This window comes from Flavobacteriaceae bacterium, assembly GCA_003443635.1.
In the GTDB taxonomy this organism is placed as follows: domain Bacteria; phylum Bacteroidota; class Bacteroidia; order Flavobacteriales; family Flavobacteriaceae; genus AU392.
The window spans coordinates 187,721-205,871 of sequence record CP031964.1 but is presented as its reverse complement, the minus strand read 5'-3'; the positions used below and the strand labels follow the sequence as shown (position 1 = coordinate 205,871).

18 protein-coding genes and 1 tRNA gene are annotated in these 18,151 nt (G+C 28.9%); 14 read left to right on the top strand and 5 right to left on the bottom strand.

What is annotated here, in order from left to right; translation table 11 throughout:
• Positions 1-12: 12 nt before the first annotated feature.
• Genes feoB through D1817_00910 form a run of 3 tightly spaced genes read right to left on the bottom strand, consistent with a single transcriptional unit; the run spans position 13 to position 3,050 of the window.
• Positions 13-2,106 (bottom strand): ferrous iron transport protein B, encoded by a 2,094-nt coding sequence (feoB, locus tag D1817_00920; protein ID AXT18478.1) that lies wholly within the window; start codon positions 2,104-2,106, stop codon positions 13-15.
• Positions 2,099-2,332: a ferrous iron transport protein A gene (locus D1817_00915; protein AXT18477.1), complete on the bottom strand. Its 234-nt coding sequence runs from the start codon at positions 2,330-2,332 to the stop codon at positions 2,099-2,101. Before D1817_00915 ends, feoB begins: the two co-directional genes overlap by 8 nt.
• 43 nt (positions 2,333-2,375) lie before the next feature.
• A complete protein-coding gene (locus D1817_00910; GenBank protein ID AXT18476.1) occupies positions 2,376-3,050 on the bottom strand; it encodes an SCO family protein in 675 nt (224 codons plus the stop codon).
• 161 nt (positions 3,051-3,211) lie between these two features.
• On the opposite strand from D1817_00910, the gene rseP reads away from it, so the two are divergent.
• The 8 genes from rseP to D1817_00870 all read left to right on the top strand — a co-directional run bounded on the left by rseP (position 3,212) and on the right by D1817_00870 (position 10,720).
• On the top strand, positions 3,212-4,555 hold the full coding sequence (gene rseP / locus D1817_00905; protein AXT18475.1) for an RIP metalloprotease RseP: 1,344 nt from the start codon (positions 3,212-3,214) through the stop codon (positions 4,553-4,555).
• Between the two features lie 71 nt (positions 4,556-4,626).
• Positions 4,627-4,703: transfer RNA gene (locus tag D1817_00900), tRNA-Asn, on the top strand.
• Between the two features lie 190 nt (positions 4,704-4,893).
• A complete protein-coding gene (locus D1817_00895; protein ID AXT18474.1) occupies positions 4,894-6,087 on the top strand; it encodes a site-specific integrase in 1,194 nt (397 codons plus the stop codon).
• A gap of 320 nt (positions 6,088-6,407) precedes the next feature.
• Positions 6,408-8,615, top strand: coding sequence for a hypothetical protein (locus D1817_00890; GenBank protein AXT18473.1), 2,208 nt, complete (start codon positions 6,408-6,410; stop codon positions 8,613-8,615).
• Between the two features lie 2 nt (positions 8,616-8,617).
• Entirely contained in the window at positions 8,618-9,067 is a 450-nt protein-coding gene (locus D1817_00885) for a hypothetical protein (GenBank protein ID AXT18472.1), read from the top strand.
• 53 nt (positions 9,068-9,120) lie between these two features.
• Positions 9,121-9,819 (top strand): hypothetical protein, encoded by a 699-nt coding sequence (locus D1817_00880; protein ID AXT18471.1) that lies wholly within the window; start codon positions 9,121-9,123, stop codon positions 9,817-9,819.
• Between the two features lie 46 nt (positions 9,820-9,865).
• A complete protein-coding gene (locus D1817_00875) occupies positions 9,866-10,438 on the top strand; it encodes a hypothetical protein (GenBank protein ID AXT18470.1) in 573 nt (190 codons plus the stop codon).
• A 96-nt stretch (positions 10,439-10,534) separates the two neighbouring features.
• Positions 10,535-10,720, top strand: a complete 186-nt coding sequence (locus tag D1817_00870; protein AXT18469.1) for a hypothetical protein — start codon at positions 10,535-10,537, stop codon at positions 10,718-10,720.
• 19 nt (positions 10,721-10,739) lie between these two features.
• Here the strand turns inward: D1817_00870 and D1817_00865 are convergent, their stop codons facing one another.
• Positions 10,740-10,937 carry a hypothetical protein gene (locus tag D1817_00865; protein ID AXT18468.1) on the bottom strand — a complete coding sequence of 66 codons (198 nt, stop codon included), beginning with the start codon at positions 10,935-10,937 and terminating at the stop codon, positions 10,740-10,742.
• 93 nt (positions 10,938-11,030) lie between these two features.
• Here D1817_00865 and D1817_00860 point away from each other — a divergent pair, with 93 nt between their 5' ends.
• The 5 genes from D1817_00860 to D1817_00840 all read left to right on the top strand — a co-directional run bounded on the left by D1817_00860 (position 11,031) and on the right by D1817_00840 (position 16,034).
• On the top strand, positions 11,031-12,005 hold the full coding sequence (locus D1817_00860) for a hypothetical protein (GenBank protein ID AXT18467.1): 975 nt from the start codon (positions 11,031-11,033) through the stop codon (positions 12,003-12,005).
• Positions 12,006-12,226: 221 nt separating this feature from the next.
• Positions 12,227-12,892, top strand: coding sequence for a hypothetical protein (locus D1817_00855; protein ID AXT18466.1), 666 nt, complete (start codon positions 12,227-12,229; stop codon positions 12,890-12,892).
• Positions 12,893-13,219: 327 nt separating this feature from the next.
• Entirely contained in the window at positions 13,220-13,615 is a 396-nt protein-coding gene (locus tag D1817_00850; GenBank protein ID AXT18465.1) for a hypothetical protein, read from the top strand.
• 284 nt (positions 13,616-13,899) lie between these two features.
• Entirely contained in the window at positions 13,900-14,388 is a 489-nt protein-coding gene (locus D1817_00845; protein ID AXT18464.1) for a hypothetical protein, read from the top strand.
• Between the two features lie 620 nt (positions 14,389-15,008).
• Positions 15,009-16,034, top strand: a complete 1,026-nt coding sequence (locus D1817_00840; GenBank protein ID AXT18463.1) for a hypothetical protein — start codon at positions 15,009-15,011, stop codon at positions 16,032-16,034.
• Between the two features lie 214 nt (positions 16,035-16,248).
• Here the strand turns inward: D1817_00840 and D1817_00835 are convergent, their stop codons facing one another.
• Positions 16,249-17,808, bottom strand: coding sequence for a hypothetical protein (locus tag D1817_00835; GenBank protein AXT18462.1), 1,560 nt, complete (start codon positions 17,806-17,808; stop codon positions 16,249-16,251).
• 124 nt (positions 17,809-17,932) lie between these two features.
• Here D1817_00835 and D1817_00830 point away from each other — a divergent pair, with 124 nt between their 5' ends.
• Complete coding sequence (locus D1817_00830) at positions 17,933-18,133, top strand: hypothetical protein (GenBank protein ID AXT18461.1); 201 nt, start codon at positions 17,933-17,935, stop codon at positions 18,131-18,133.
• Positions 18,134-18,151: the final 18 nt, after the last annotated feature.

Here is an 18,151-nt window from a genome sequence, read left to right as displayed (position 1 = left end):
AAATTTACAATATTATTTTAAGAATTGAAATGCAACTAATGCAGCAATATAAGCGATAGTGGTCATGCTTACAAGCTGTATTATCGGCCATTTCCAACTATTAGTTTCACGTTTTACAATAGCCAATGTACTCATGCATTGCATTGCAAAGGCATAAAATAATAAGAGAGATATCCCTGAAGCAAAGGTAAATACCTTTGCACCATCACTATATACTTCAGAAGCCATTCTGTTTTTTATAGTATCTTCATCTTCATCTGCACTACCCACACTATAAATGGTTGCCAATGTGCCTACAAATACCTCGCGAGCAGCAAAAGAAGTGGCAATCCCTATTCCTATTTTCCAATCGTAACCTAATGGCCTTATAGCAGGCTCAATAGTTTTCCCTATAATACCTATAAAAGAGTGCTCAAGTTTATGCGATGCGATTTCATCTTCTAAAGCCATACCATTTAACTCAGGATGTTCAGCAATAACTATAGCTTCAGCATTAGTAAATGATTCGGTCGGACCATAAGACGCTAATCCCCATATAATAATAGAAATAGTTAAAATAATACGTCCAGCTTCAAAAACAAAGGTTTTTGTTTTTTCAAGCACAGCTAAACTTACATTTTTTAAGAGCGGTAATTTATAACTTGGCATTTCGATCACAAAAAAGGATCTACTTTTTATTTTTAGAATTCTATTTAAAATATAAGCCGAAAACACAGCCATTCCAAATCCTATTAAATATAAGAGCATCAAAGTTAATGCTTGATAGCTTAGTCCTAAAAATCTACCTTCTGGAATAACAAGGGCAATAATAATTAAATAAACAGGTAACCTTGCCGAGCATGTGGTAAATGGAGTTACTAAAATAGTAATTAGACGCTCTTTCCAGCTTTCAATATTACGAGTTGCCATAACAGCAGGAATCGCACAAGCAGTACCAGAAATAAGAGGAACCACACTTTTTCCACTAAGACCAAAGCGACGCATTACGCGATCCATTAAAAATACAACACGACTCATATAACCGCTCTCTTCTAAAACAGCAATAAAGAGAAATAAAAATGCAATCTGAGGTATAAAAATAACAACACCACCAATTCCAGCGATAATACCTTCGGCAATAAGATTAGTAAATACACCTTCTGGAAGGGTGTGTTTAACCCAATCTGATAAGACTGCAAATTGAGCATCAATAAAATCCATAGGAACACTTGCCCAATCGTAAATGGCTTGGAAAATGGTCAATAAAATGACAAAAAAGATAAGATAACCCCAAACTTTATGAGTAAGAATACGATCGAACTTAGCTCTTAACCCTGTTGCTTTTGATGCGTCAATAGTTTGCCCATCTTTTAAAACGTTATTAATAAATTGATAACGCTTTATGGTTTCTTTTTGTTGAAGACGCTTGAGTTCTGTATCAGATTTTGTTCTAAATTGAGAGACATCCAATTCCTGACGTGTCATTTTTCCAAAGTTCACATCTTGAGTAATTACCAACCAAAGCTTATATAACTGCTGATTAGGAAAGGCTTTTTTTAATCGATCAAAATAATTAGTATCTATGATCGAAGTGTCTAAACACGGTTCTGTAGAAAGTTCTCTATAATTAGAAATCAGATCTTTTAAATCTTGAATACCATTATTTTTGCGCGTACTAATTAGTGCAATTTTGGTATTTAATTTTGCTTCTAAAAGCGGAATATTTAATGAAATTCCCTTTTGTTTCATAACATCCGACATATTAATTGCCAGAATTGTAGGAATTTCTAGATCTTTAATTTGTGTAAAAAGAAGTAGGTTTCGTTTTAAATTTTCAACATCACTTACGATTACTGCAACTTCAGGAAAATCTTTATCGTTTTTGTTTAAAAGAAGCTCAATAACAACATTCTCATCTAAAGACGAAGCGTTTAAACTATAGGTCCCTGGTAAATCTAAAATATGAGCTTTAACACCCTTAGGCAATTTACAAACACCTTCTTTTTTTTCGACTGTAATGCCTGGATAATTCCCAACTTTTTGATTTAAACCTGTAAGTGCATTAAACACAGAAGTTTTACCTGTATTTGGATTTCCAATTAAAGCAACATTAATTTGTTTACTCATGTATTGCTTCTATTTGTATTAATGCAGCTGTTTCTTTTCGGATGGCTAAATGACTTCCGTTTACGTTAAGATACATAGGATCTGAAAATGGAGCAACCTGAACAAGCTCTACTTCATTACCTGGTAAACACCCCATCTCAAGAAGTTTTAGAGGAATATGATCTGAAGAAATATCTTTAATTATTGCGCGTTCTCCCTTTTTTAAATCGGCTATAGTAAACCCCATTCTTATTTAGAATAATTTTAAAGAAGCAAAAGTAATGAAAAGATTAGTTTTTATAAGAGGCTTTTAACACTTTTATATCGTTTAGCAAACGATCGATCTCTTTTTGTTGTGTGCCGTCATAAAATCCTCGTATTTGACGCTTTTTATCTATGAGCATAAAGTTTTCGGTATGAATCATGTCAAACTCACCTCCATAAATATCATCTTCAACGGCAAGATACGATTTTCGTGCGAGCTCATAAATTTGTTTTTTATCTCCAGTAACTAAATTCCATTTAGAAGCATTTACACCTTTTTCTTCTGCATAACGTTTTAATTGTGCTATAGTATCAATTTCGGGAGTCACAGAATGTGACAATAATTTAATATCGTCATCTTCTTTTAATTTTTCTTGAATCTGATACATATGATCGGTCATGGCAATACATATAGAAGGGCAGGTAGTAAAAAAGAAATCTGCTATATATATTTTATCTTTATAATCGTCTTGTGTAATGATTTTTCCATCTTGATTGATCAAGCTAAAATCGGCGATTTTATGATATTTTTTTTGATGCTGAATGTTGCTGTCTACTAACTTTACATTTACATCATTGGGCTGGTAAATAGGAAGTATGCTTTTAGGTTTTAAAAGCGAATAAAAAATAGAAATTATAATTGCTGAAAATATAAGAAGACCTAAACCAAAAAATCGATATTTTTTAAAAAACGATAGCATTTAAAGTGATGTTATTTTGCAAAAATACAACGAAATGTAATGTTGTAAAATTTTTTAAGCTCATAAATCGTTGTTAAAAGCAGAAAGAGAATTTATTAAGTTTTCTAATGTAGCATTAAAGTTTTACTTTTGTGCGATTATAAAAATTTGATCCACGATATATGGAGTTTGTTATTAAGATTTCTCAATTTTTATTGAGCCTTTCATTGTTAATTGTCTTACATGAATTAGGGCATTTTATTCCAGCAAAATTATTTAAAACCAGAGTAGAAAAGTTTTACCTTTTTTTTGATGTAAAATACTCATTATTTAAAAAGAAAATTGGAGATACTGTTTATGGTATTGGGTGGTTACCTTTGGGAGGTTATGTAAAGATTTCAGGAATGATAGATGAGAGTATGGATAAAGAGCAAATGGCGCAGCCGCCACAACCCTGGGAATTTCGTACAAAGCCAGCATGGCAACGTTTAATTATAATGCTTGGTGGAGTTACAGTAAATTTTATTTTGGCCTATTTTATTTATGTGTTTTTATCGTTTGCTTATGGAGATGCAGATATTAAGAGTGATAGTTTAAAAGATGGTTATTGGGTTGAAAATCAATTATTAAAAGATTTAGGATTCAAAACAGGCGATAAAATATTAGCTATTAACGGACAGCCAATTAACAATGATTCTGATGTTAGAAAATATTTAATTGAAGCTGAGGTTTATACAATTGAAAGAAACGGTTCTCAACAAGAAATTAAACTTCCAGAAGATTTTCTGGGTCAATTATCATCTTCAGATAGAGATACAGGCTTGTTTAAATTAAGAATCCCTTTTATGGTTTCAAACATACCAGATTCTTCATTAAATAAAGGAGTAGATTTAAAACAAGGCGATATTTTATTATCTGTAAATGACCAAGAATTAAAATATTTTGACCAAGTTGGTTCTCGTCTACAGGGCTATAAAAATCAAACAGTATCAGCAAATTTTTTAAGAGGATCAGAAACAATAACACGCGAATTAAAAATAAACCAAGATGGTAAAATGGGAATATTTCCAGCGTCTAGCCCATCTCGATTTGATGAATTAGGGTATTATAAGATTACTCGAAAAGAATATGGTTTTATAGAAAGTTTTGGTGTAGGGATTACAAAATTTAAAAATCAAGTAGCATCATATTTTTCTCAATTAGGAAAAATATTTACACCAAGTACTGGTGCTTATAAAGGTGTTGGTGGGTTTAAAGCAATTTTTGATATTTTTCCAGATAGTTGGTCTTGGCCAGATTTTTGGAACCTTACAGCTTTTTTATCTATTATGTTAGGGATTCTTAATTTACTGCCAATTCCAGCTTTAGATGGTGGACATGTTATGTTTTTACTATATGAAATGATATCTGGACGTAAACCAGGAGATAAATTTATGGAGTATGCACAAATGGCAGGATTCTTTATCTTAATAGCACTGGTATTACTTGCTAATGGCAATGATATATTTAAAGCAATATTTAAATAATATTTTTAAATTATTTGTTTGTAGTAACTATAAAATAATATATATTTGCGCTCGCAATCGCGAAAAAACAGTCCTCCTTAGCTCAGTTGGTTAGAGCATCTGACTGTTAATCAGAGGGTCCTTGGTTCGAGCCCAAGAGGAGGAGCAAACAAAGTCTAGCAGAAATGTTAGACTTTTTTGTTGTGATATACTTTCCTATATATACCTGCATTATATGCACTAATTGCATTTTGTATTAAAAGCCAACTTGCCAACTTTTTTTGATGGAAAAGGTTCCTAATAAGTACCCTACAGAAAATTAAAAGTACCTCAAAACAAAATCTAAAAAATCAAAAATTATGAAACTAAATATACTATTTATTGTAAGCAAGACTAAGCTTAATAAAAAAGGGAAATGCCCTATAAGATGTAGATTAACTTATAATAAAGAAAGACGTCATTTTGCTACAGGATTATTCATCAACCCTAATAATTGGCTAAGTAAACAACAAACTATAAAACCAGATGAACCAGATGCAGAACTTATAGAAACACAACTAAGCCTTATTAAAACTAAAATTAATAAGGCTTTTTTAATGCTCCAAATTAAAGAAGAGAGCTTTAATGTAGAAGATGTTTATAGCTTATATAAAGGAGAGAAAACACAAAAACAATACAATGTTGTTGAGTTCTTCGAACGCTACTTAAACAAGCTTAAAACACTTATAGGTATTGATATAAAGCAAGTCACTTGGAATAAGTTTTACTATATAAAAAATGATGTGAAATCATTTATTAAATGGAAATATAAAACCAATGATTATGCTCTAAAAAATCTAGAAGCTAACTTCTTAACAGAACTAGAATACTTTTATAAAGTAAACCAGAAACTAAAGCAGATTACTATTAATAAAAAGCTACAACGTTTTAAAAAAGTAATTAAAGTAGCAGTAGCAGAAAACTATTTAGAAAAGAATCCATTTATACTTCATAAAGCTAAACGAGTTAATAAGGAAATTGTGTTTTTAACTCCAGAAGAATTAGAAACACTAGAGGGTTATGAGTTTAAACAATCAAGATTACAATTTATAAAGGATTTATTTGTGTTTAGTTGCTATACAGGACTTCCCTATAGAGAGTTAATGGATTTAAAACGTAGTAATATTATAAAAGGATTTGATGGCAACTTATGGATTAAAATGAAACGAGAGAAAACATCTAAAGAGTTATCTATACCGTTACTTCCTAAAGCATTGAACATAATAGATACTTACAATAATGAAGATGAGTTAGTATTTCCTAGAATAAGTAACCAGAAGTATAACTCATATTTAAAAGAGATAGCTGCTATTGTTGGAATAGAAAAGAATTTAACAACACATATAGCTAGAAAAACATTTGCTAGTACAGTATTATTATATAATGATGTGCCTATGGAAATCGTAAGTGAGATGTTAGGACATTCAAGTATGAAAGTTACACAAGAAAGCTATGGAAAGATAGTACAGAAGAGAATTAGTGACGAGATGCATAATTTAAAAATTAAGCTTTGAGAATTATAAAAAATAAAAACCTTACTGATATAAATGTTAAAGTTTAAAAAGAATAAAAAATGAATATGTTTATATTCAGCAAGTTATAATAAAAGCAAAATTCTCATAAAATAATATTATGGTTTTAGAGTTTGAAAGTTAAGATATATCCTATAAGTTTATACAGTATTTATAATGAGGATTATTCCTTTAGCAAGAATAATGTTTACTCATTAAAAAATACAACTCCCTAATTTAAAAGTAGCAGTTCCCTAATTAGCTGTTTTAATAGCATTTTTTAGTATTTAATATTAATCCATAATTTAAAAACAAAAATGTAAATGAAACACGTATTTAAACCATTAACCTATTTATTAGTTCTATTAACTTTTTTTACGAGTTGTGTAAACGATGACTCAGAACTATTTATACCAGAAGAATCTATAACTGAGCAAAACTCAGGAATTAGTAATATTAAAGTAGAGATACTTAATGAAAATCAGATAAACTCTAATTCTATAATTTTAGAAGAACTAGAGAATGTTATTCCATATATTACTTCAAACAATAGAACTTCTCAAACTCAATCAGCTAATAATACTGTTAGTGTAGCAAACATAGGCTTTAACTTTAATGAGAAGAGTTATACGATCTTTAAAAATGAAGTATCATATATCACTCAAGGAGAATATCACTCTTATACATTTTCGATACTTAGTAGTGAACCTACAACATTAATAGAGAACCTAGTTTTATCTTTAAATAAAGAAGGAGAATATGATGCTTATGTTGTAAGTTATGACTTAACTGAAGAGCAAAAAGAAGCACTATCAAATCAAGAACTTAATGATTTAAATATAAAGCCAAGTTTTACATCAATTGAAGATTTTAATATAAATTCTCTTTTAGCATCATCAGTTATAGAGAGAGACCCTGTCTCTGGTTATTGCTATGAAGTAACTACAGAAGTAAGTCCATTAACAGGTTGGGTTATAACAACTAGAGGAGATGAAGAAGTTCCTTGTCCAAATGAAGAAGGAGAAGCAATTACAGTTTTGGATGATGGATCTGATCCATCAGGAGGAGATGGAAGCACAGGAGGTGGAGGTATTAGTGGAGGTAGTGATCCTGATCCATACGATAATGATAATGGCGATGTAGGTTTTGGAGGTGGAGGACCTTCAGGCGGCGGAGATGGAGATCCAGTAATTACCAGGCTTACTCCTTTAAATTATGCAATTAATGTGGCTCTTATTTTAGGCTTAGATATAAATGATTCAGATGATTCAGAGGCATTAAATTATTTAGAATTAAATCCTCAAGAAGCATCTAGCATTTATCAGTTTCTTGAAAGTGAAGATGCGACTGGTCTTTCAACTCCAAATCTAGAAGCTAAAACCGAAGCTAGAATGCGTATTGATGCAGAAAGAGCTCAAGATGGAGGCTGGATTCTAGACCCTGGAGCAATTCCTAACAGACCATCATTAGCATATACACATTCATTCGTTCCAAGGTTAGGAGAACGAATGTACCTTCTAGAAAATGGACTGGTATATTATCAATCTTCTACTGAAAGAGTAGTGAATAAGAGACAGTTAAATACCATAGCTTCTTCTGAAGTATCAACAGATGGGTTTAATTATATATATAGTTATAATACACAAAGATGGTATGAATATAGATTGCCAGAACCTACATATGCTGATACAGATTTATCGTTTTTATTCAATGGTTTTTGGAGAGGAGTAAAAATAGCAGGTCGATATGCTACACCTATTGAAGATATAGTCATATTAATAGACGGAAAAGATTTTGATGGCGTAGAACAGAGTAGAGTTAGATCAGCTGGATTTTTACTTCTTGAAATTGTACCTGGAACTGGGTTATTAAGACCAATAAGTAGAATTGCAGAGAATACTCAAGTATGGAAAGTGCTTGTAAAGATTGGAGATGGTACAAGAACAGTTATTAGGACTGTTCGCGCTATTACAGAAGAAGTATATCAAAAGTTTTATAATTTTGTAGTAAATGGCACTGCTAATCGAGCATTAATTGACGATTTAATAAGAAGTGGGAATTTTATAGATACTGATATTATAGAAGTGTCAGAGAAAGTTGAAGATCTTTCCATTAAAAAGGGTCGACGACTTACCTGGGAAGAGGTTAAAGCTTTTTTTAAACGAGGTAATGATTTCAATAAAAAAGCAGTTAACTTGGAATGGTATGATTATCATGAAATTCATTTAGCTAATGGTAAACGATTGGATAGTTATGATGATGTAGCAGGGGAGATTATTTCTAGAAAAGCCACAGATTTGGAAAATATAAGATTTGAAACATTTGAGAATTATCTTAGAGAAATGCACCAAAAATATCCTGCAGGTACAGAAATACGATCTTTAAAATATAGCGAATTAAGAGGGCAATTTTTGATTGGACAACAAATTTTAGAAATCCCAGCATCAAATCAAAACTTTTTTGATATACAACGCTATATCGACTTTGCTAGAGATAACTATGATATAATTATACGATTTAGACCAGAATAAATATGCATTTACATCCTAAAAATAAACAGGCTCTTGAAAAAATTGATTTTACATCGAGATATGAAATATTTGCAGAGAAATATCGTAAAGGAGAAAGTTTTGAAAGATATTCTAATGATGAAGTATTTAAAGTATTAGAAGATTTTGGATATTCTTTTAAATATAATAAACGAGAAAATTTCTTTGGTTATAAAGAGCAAATTGATACATTTTCATTTTCATTTAATATTAGTTTAAAATTTGGGCTTGTTGAGTTTATTTGGGGACTGAATAAGGGTGAAGATAAATGGATACTGGGAGGCCCTTGGAGTTCTACTTATCGTAGAATGTTCTTGCCAGATAATCGTAAAGCTCTGAAACCTCAATTTGAAAATTATAAGGAGCTAAAAGAAATATTAGCAATAGGATTTTCTATTTATGAAGATTTTAAAACTGAGATTGTAAAATTATAAAAAATAATGAGCCAGTATTTTTTATAATACTGGCTCATTTTAATAAAAAATAAATGAAGAAAATAATATTGATCTTTACATTATTGATAATAATCAAAGGCTTTAGTCAAGAAAAAAGCTTTACTGATACAATGATAAATTTTGTTATTAAAGAAAGACAACTTGTATCTAAAAATTATACAGATGAGATTAACAATTTAAATAGTAAACTTCCAAGAGGTCAGTGGGAAGGAGAGAAATTAAATATTGATGCACCACCACCGTTACCTCATGAAGTTTCTTTTGATTTTAAAAGATTTATACATTTTACAATAACTCCACAACACTATATTCAATATAATATTGTTAACAATGTTTTTGAAAATGATACTCTTTATGGTCCAGCAACAACAGAAATAAAAAAGATTAACAGAGAAGATTTATCTGTATCTGAATTTATACCATTGTGGTTTACAACTAGAACGAGTAAATTGTATAAAATGGATGCTTGTAATTATAATATTATTACTGAATTTAGAAATATTAAAAAGAATATAAGTGGTTATAATTGTTTTAAAGTTATTTTAGAGAGTGAAACTAATCCTTATGATTTATTAGAGCTATATGTTACGGAAGATATTAACTTGAATTATAATCCTGTTATTAATTGTAAAGAAATATTAACTAAATACTATCCATTATATTTAAAAAAATATAGAAAAAAGTATCCTGATGATAATTTTAGAGAATATACTTTTGTTAAATCTAACTAATAATTGATGAGATTACTATTCCTTATACAATTAATTGTATTAAATCATGAAGAATATACTCACTTTATTTTTAATTTTTTGTTGTAATGTATCAAATACTCAAGACACTTATCAATTTATAAATGATGTACTACTTAAAAGTGGAAGTATTGAAAAATTAGGGGTACATCATAAATTTATGCCTATTTTACCCAAAGGTTATGAAGATATATTACACGAAAAAGTGTTTGATGATTTGTGGAATCCTATAAAATCAATAGATAAAGATTTTCCTAATAAAGCTATTTTTCTTAAAAACATCAATTTTAAGCATCTTTTTGCTATTGCAGATGGTGAATTAACTGGAGAGCAAGAGCAAATTGATTTTTCAAAGTTGGACAATAGATTCAAAAAGATAGAAAATGAAACTGCTTTTTTAAATGAAAAAAAGTCGAATTATTTAAATGCTAATACTATTTTAAAGATATCTAAACCATTTTTTAACTGTTCAAAAGATTGGGTAATACTGAGAACTGAAAGTTATTCAAAAATAGTTTCAAGTGGACAAGAACTCAGTATCTTTCGAAAAGTAGATGGGGAATGGATATTATATCATCGGTTGTTTTTGTCTATCCCTTAATTTTTTTTATTAATTTAAAACCAAATAATTTGGGAGCTCAAGGAGGTTATAAAAGACCTATGCACAAACATACATTAGTATCATATACTGTTGTATATGAAGGTTTTAGTTATAGCTTTTAGCAAAAACCTCAAAGAGATTTATAATATTGTTCATAATCAATATGGTCTTTACACTGATTATTATCAGCTTTATAGAAACTTTAAATCTAGTACTTTCTTTTTAGTTGAAGTTAATGGAGTTAAGTATTTTTTTAAAAAGGATTTTACTAACAATAAATAATTTAAACACTTTTACAAGCTTATAATTTTTTTAAATCTTTATAATTTGGGTTAGGAATAAAATCTCCAATAATAATACCTTTTTCATTTACTTTCCAAGCTCCTTGTATAGCCTGAGGAGGCACTTCTTCTAATCCTCTAAAAGATTCATCAATTGCATAAACATATCCATTTGGATGTTTTAATGCTTCTTCTTTAGCAGCTTTTGTTGGCTTCATTTAGTTAAATATACACTTATCCTATAAACTAAATAAATTACAAAAACACTAGCGTATCTATTTTTAATTAAATTAGTAAACTAATCAACACAAATGGAAAAACTAAGCCACCCTTTTAAACTTTCAAAAGTAAATTGGATTTATTCAATTATAATAATGTTGCTATTCTCTATTTTTTATTTAAGAGGAGATGGTTTTAATGCATATAGTTTAGGATATGTTATGGGATCAGCTATAGGAACTTTATTAATACCACTAATATTTGGATTAATAGTTTGGTTTATTCGTGGCAAAAGAAAATATTCTGGCACTTATACTTTTAATATTGTATTAACTATCGCTGTTTTTGGGATGATTAGTGAAGCTGGAAAAGCCAATAAAGAAGTAAGTGATAGTATTACAGAAATAACAAATTCTGTGTCTGATTATAGAGAAAAAATAAAGAATGAAGAAGATGCAGTAGAAGCATTTGAAGAGCATTCTGCTAGTGTAAATGAAAATATTTCTAATGTAATCAAAAATACCAATGGTAATGAGCAAGAAGTTTATATAAAACTTCAAGAATTCTCACTATTAAATCAAAAAGTAATGATTGATTGGCAAAAATCTTATGATTCCATATTAAGTCCGAGAATTCTTGACTTTTCTATATTAAACTCTCCCAATGAATTTGATTATCAAATAAGTGTATTAAAACACTATCATAAAAACTCTGAATCGTATAAGGATCATTTTATAAATAGAGTAGATATTGTCAAAGAGCTTCTTAAAGATATACCATCCAACAATCAAACCCTAATAGGTGTTATGAAAGGAATCAACAAACAAGACTCAATACAAAAACCTGTTGTTATTCCTTTTATTAATTCTCATATATCTTATGGTAAAAACTTAGTAGAAGTTCTTGAATTCTTAAGTAAACATGATGGGCAATGGACATATAAAGATGATGAGTTAAATTTTGATACTATAGAACTTGAAGAAAAGTATTATGATTTAATTAATAAAGCTGTTGAAGATGAAGGTTTAATTAACAAATTAACTGATAAGGTTATTGAAGTGATGTAATACTATTTCTTAAGTAATTCCATTCCAATTATTTTCCTTACTTTTACTTATAGTCCTAATTGTGCCTCTGGGACTTCTTATCCCTTACATAATTTTTAATTGTTGGTTTAACAGTAGTTACCTGTTAATGAGTATTCTGTTGTATGTAATTTGAAAAGAAATGAAAATGGAAGTTATTATAGATGTAGTTCTGATAATATTATTGTTTTATATAGCGTTTTTTGAAATCTTATATAACAGAAAAAGGGAAAAATATTGCAACAAGTGAAGACATAGAAGGATTGACATCTAAAGTCGAATCTGTTAAGCAACAATTTTTAGAAAAAAATGCAAATCTAAAAGCTAAACTTGATTTGCTAACTAATTTACAAATAAGTCATAAGAATGATAAAAGATTGGCCCTAATTGATTTTCATAAAAAAAATAAAAAATGGATTGGTATGTTGACTGAATCATCACCTTTATTAATAGATGATTACAATAACAGCGAAATAAAAGTGAAAATTCATTTATATAATCAAGTTTATCAAGAAGTACTTTCTGGAGAAGCTCTTTTAGAATTATATGTTAAGGATAAAGATTTAATCAAAATAATAAGTGATTTAAAAATTAGTACACTTAAGCATCTAGCTGGTCATGCTCCCAAATTTTTAATAAAACTAAAGCATAATAATAATGAATTTAAGTTATATGAAAAAATGCCTGTTGACACATTAGAAAATATCGAAAAAAAATCCAAAAAGCATACGGGATTATTAGAAAAAAGGAAAGTCATTTTCGATGAGTATAGAAATAATATGACAGAAGGCTTAAAACTTAATATGTCTACTGAAGGTGAGTATCGAAAATATATAAGAGAATACCTTAAAAATATTCCTGAAGAATAAATTTCACACCACGATTGCTATAACTTATTATGGTTTTGTGTTGCACTAAACAATTAATTGTGGTAAGTATACGATTAACAATCTAAATTAAACAGTAGCTTTAATTGATTACTGTTTTTTTGATGAGTAACTACTAACGTTTTGATGAGTTTATTAATTTAGACTAACTCAACGTTATAGTTAACTAACCAAAATATTAAATTTACTCATTTAACTTATAAAAAAAGAAAATGCAAATCTAAATTTGAATAATAACAAAAAACTATCTAATGATTCGTACCTCTTACTATAGAAGCGACAGACGCTGCAATAGCTCTTATAGATTTCTTGTCAGAAAGAAATTGGAGAGAGAGACTTAGAGAAGCTATATTAAATGGTGTTACTACTTCAGCAGAAATTGCTCATTTAATTTACTCTAAACTAAGTGATTTAGCATCAGAGCATCCACTAGCAATTATTTATATTAATACTATTGTAGATGAACTCAGAGATATTATTGATGATTTAATTGACACAAATCCTAATACTGCTACTTGGATAGATTTATTTAATATGTGGCTTTTCGAAAAAGGACCTAATCCAATTCAATTTATGATTCTTCAGTTACCACAACTACTCTTAAAATACAAGAAGAGGTTAGTCAAGCAAGAGATATTGCACTTGATCAAGTTCAAAACGGGGATTTTTCTGGAGTTAATGATCACCCTTGGGCTTATGGGGTAGATCAATTTTTTGATGGAATTGCTGGAGCAAATCTTGAAACATCTTTTCTTGGCTCTTATTTAACTAATGTTTCAGTTGCTCAAACTAGCACTGGGGTTAGATTAACTTTTACAGTTAGAAATACATCAGGATGGGAATCAGCTACAAGATTTAGGATAGATAATGATAATAATGGTCAACATGATGGTATATTTGATAATAAATTAAGGGGAACAGGAATTCATTTAGGGGGCAATTTTATTCAAAATTGGTCTTGGACCGAAGATTACTAAATAAATGAGAATATGAAAAAAATTAAACTAATATTATTAACTATTGCACTTTTACTATTTATAATATCTTGTAATTTTCCTATATCCCCAAATGGTTCTGTATCATCTAAATTAAAAAAGATATACGATAAACCAAAAATTGAAGATTTGGCTGGAACTTGGGAAGTGGATAGTTTTAGTTATGAATTTATAAAAGAAAGCTATGATATAGGTAATAAGAAAGTTGAACTTACACTAAATGAAAATGGAACATTTATAGTTAAGAATGTACCTGATTTCAATGATTTAAACAAAGAAAATAAAAATAAATTATTTGAAGTTGAGGGGAAATGGAAATTAAATAACTATAAAAATAAAGAATGGAATCTATATATCAATTCTAAAAAGAATTATGGATTAACGAGTGTTTTTTATTTGTACATAAAAGAAGGAGAGTTAATTATTTGGGATTTTATTGGTGATCCTGATTCAGGAAATAGATTATTGTTTACAAAAAAATAATGATTAGTTTAATATTAAAAAAACAGCAATCTTTTTATAAGGTTGCTGTTTTTTATATAATAATCTAAAATCAAATAACGTGGGAACTCAAGGAGATGAGGAATGGCATAAACAGAAATCTAATGAAGGAGGCAAAAGATTTATGCACAAACACGCAGTAGCATCATATACTGTTGTATCTGAAGGTTTGTTATAGCTTTTAGTAAAAACCTTAAAGAGATTTATAATATTGTTCATAATCAATATGGTCTTTACACTGGTTATTATCAGCTTTATAGAAACTTTAAATTCAACACTTTCTTTTTAGTTGAAGCTAATGGAGTTAAGTATTTTTTTAAAAAAGATGTTTAACTATATTATATAATAATGTATCGATGGAGTAATAAAGTGAATTATTAAAACATAGTAAATTACAAACAATACAAGATCATTACAGAAAGATTGTACAGAAACAAGTTAGTAATGATAATGCAAAGCTGAAAATTAAAGAATCTGATTAACTTATTAATCTTTTTTATACATTTATAATCCCCTTACATAAAATATAGCTTAATTCATATGTTTAGTGTCCGTTTATTTTTAACGGTTATTTTTTATTATCAACTAATTAATTCATTATAATGAAAGGCTTATTTGGAAATACAAATTGGAAAAGGACCATAGAAATATTTTTATTTATGGTTGCTGTAGCTGGTATAGTATTAGCAGCTCTTCAAGTATTTGAAGAACATTTTTTAATAATAGCACTCATTTTTATTGCCTTAGCTTTTTTAGCTTCAATCTTTATTTCAAGATACCATTCTTCACAAGCTAGATTAAATAGATCTATTAATAATGAGAAAAACTCTATTTATTCATTAGGAAATGGTATAATTCAAACAGTTAGAAAGATAAATTCTGATGAATTATTAAAAATAAGGATGATTAAAGGGCGTTTCGTTACTGAGAGAAATAAATTTTTAAATATAAAAAAAGGAGAATGGATTCAGTTTGCATTAGAGCAAGATTCTTTTTTTGTATATATTTTTAGACAAATTCTTTCAAATTTAAAAAAGGGAGACTGCTATTATTCGATTTCCTCAATAGACTTCTGGGAAAAAGATCAAAAAGATGAAGAGTTAATGGAAGATTTTGAACTTCTTGAACCAGAAGAAAGAAAGAGTTTTTTAAATGCCAATCATGATGCAATTAAAAGAGGAGTAAAGATCAAAAGATATTTTATTATTGATAATAAGGAATTAATTAATAATCCAGAAGGAGATTATTCAAATAAAGTTAAGAAGCATTTGAAACGTTTGGAATTGGATATGAAAAATTCACATGTTTATCAGCCTTATGTTGACCCTGAAGAATATATTTTGCATAATGGAGATAATATTTTTTATTATTATTTATCAGATAATTACCTTGAAGATATAAATGGAGGGCATGTTTTCGCTTTGATTGAAAATAAGAGAAGTAGCTCATATATGACAGCAATTTCAGATTTAAAATCAAAAATTCCATTAGTGAAAATTAATTTTTATAATAGAGAAACAGACGTAGAGTATAATAAATTGAAAGAAATTTTTCAAAAATATGTAACGGCGGATAGAAATAAATTAAAAAATATTCATGCATTATGTAAGCAATTAAAGTTATATTAATTGAATTATACAATTAGCTAATATTAACTTTAATTTTTATAGTATGGATTTATCTTTATAAACTATTAATCCTCCCACCCACATAATGTTCTTTTTAGCTCTTTAGCTTTACTAAGTTCTACTCGGTAATGAATAAACAGGTGCTTTTATTTAATTACTAACGCTTTGACTATAATAATATTTTTCTTATAAGAAATTTAGAAACAATTATTTATTAGGGGGCTATTGTAATAGATTTAAATAAAGTTATTATGCCTCCACAATCATTTCTAAGTTTAAAGGCTATTACATAATCATTACCAAATCCATTACCGCCTGTTGCCGTTGGAAGTGGAGTTACTTGTGCAGTAAATCCATTTGATTGTATTTGAAAATCGTCTGATGGAATTGCAAAAAGCGTATCAAATCCATGAAAAATAGACCAACTAACACTTGTTAAATTGAAATGATCAAAACCTAAAGGAATAACATTAAAAGTACTCGTTTCTCCTATATTTAATGAAATTGGACCATTAATTGTTTGGTTTGAATTATTTAAAGGATCTCCTACTATTGTAATTGTTTTTTCAGCAATAACACCTCCAGATGAATTAATAGCTTTAATAGTAGCTTCAACTGTTGGTCCAAATAACGACGTAAGGTTACCAAATGGTTGTCCAGTTGGCGTAGGTCTTACGGTAACACTAGTTTCATTCTGACTTACAATTTCAAGAATATCATTTGGTGAACTAACCATCCATTCTGTATCTAAACTGTTATATGTCAGACTGTAAGTTGTTAATTCTAATAAAGGCCTGTCAATTTGACGACATATTTCTGAAGGACCATTTATACTATTTTCTGCCCCATTATTATTAACAGCACAAAGTGCTACTATTGCGTCCCTATCGCTAGCTGAAACTCCTTGACTTGCAATAGCAAATACATTAGCTTGTACAGTCATAACAGAACCACCATCAGTGCTAGTTGGAGCTCCTTCAAGTTCAATGCCTCCATCACCACCACCAGTATGTCGAAAACCTATAGTATGACCTAATTCATGTGCTAATAAATTACGACGTGCATTGAAGCTGTTATTTAAACTTGGATTACCCGCGAGAATATTTATTTGAGGAAAAGGATTACCATTCATTGGAAAACTTGTAAGACCAAAATTAGTGCCTGATCCTGGTACTGCTACAATAGTAATATCTGATTCTTGTTCAGTTAAAGCTAATACAAATGTAAAACAAGAATTTTCTACATTCCAATCGTTCATAGCCATTTGTAGTGGTTCCCTCCAAATATTTATTTGAATTCCTGGACAATCTTCCCCTAAACAATTACCATTACCATCGCCACTTATTTCCTCAGAAGGACCTCCACCACCTCCGTCCTCGCTAGTAGAAAATAAAAAAAGAGGGTCATCTGGTAAATAAACAGATATAGTTCTTGTTGTACCACCTACATCAACTAATTCATTATCCCTAAAATATACTGATGTTGTAAAATTATTTTCTGTAATATTTAAGTTTTGATTAATATCAGTTCTTATGGTTAAGTTACCATAATCTTCAATTTTCTTTGAAAATATAATATCACCTTCAACAATATAATGCTCCTTAGTTTCTATAATATCTTTAAGATTAAACCCTCTTTGTAAAAGTATTTCAACAACAGAAGTTATTTCTATAGATTGTTCTTGTTCTTCAAAATCATCTTTAGTACAACCCAAAACTAATAATGATACTACTATAGATATAAATGTTCTTTTTAATATAAAAATGCACTTCATAATTTAGTGGGTTTTATTATTTCTTCTTTTGATGAGATAACCCAAATGTACATAATTCAATTATATACGTAAGGCTACGTATATTTTTAATTTAGTCTGAGTAATTAATCTAAAATCAAATAATGTGGGAACTCAAGGAGATTATAAAAGATCTATGCACAAACACACAGTAGCATCATATACTGTTGTATCAGAAGGCTTAGTTATAGCTTTTAGTAAAAACCTTAAAGAGATTTATAACATTGTTCATAATCAATATGATCTTTATACTGATTATTATCAGCTTTATAGAAATTTTAAACCCAATACTTTAAAAAAAGTGTGACAATTTTTAAATTGTGCT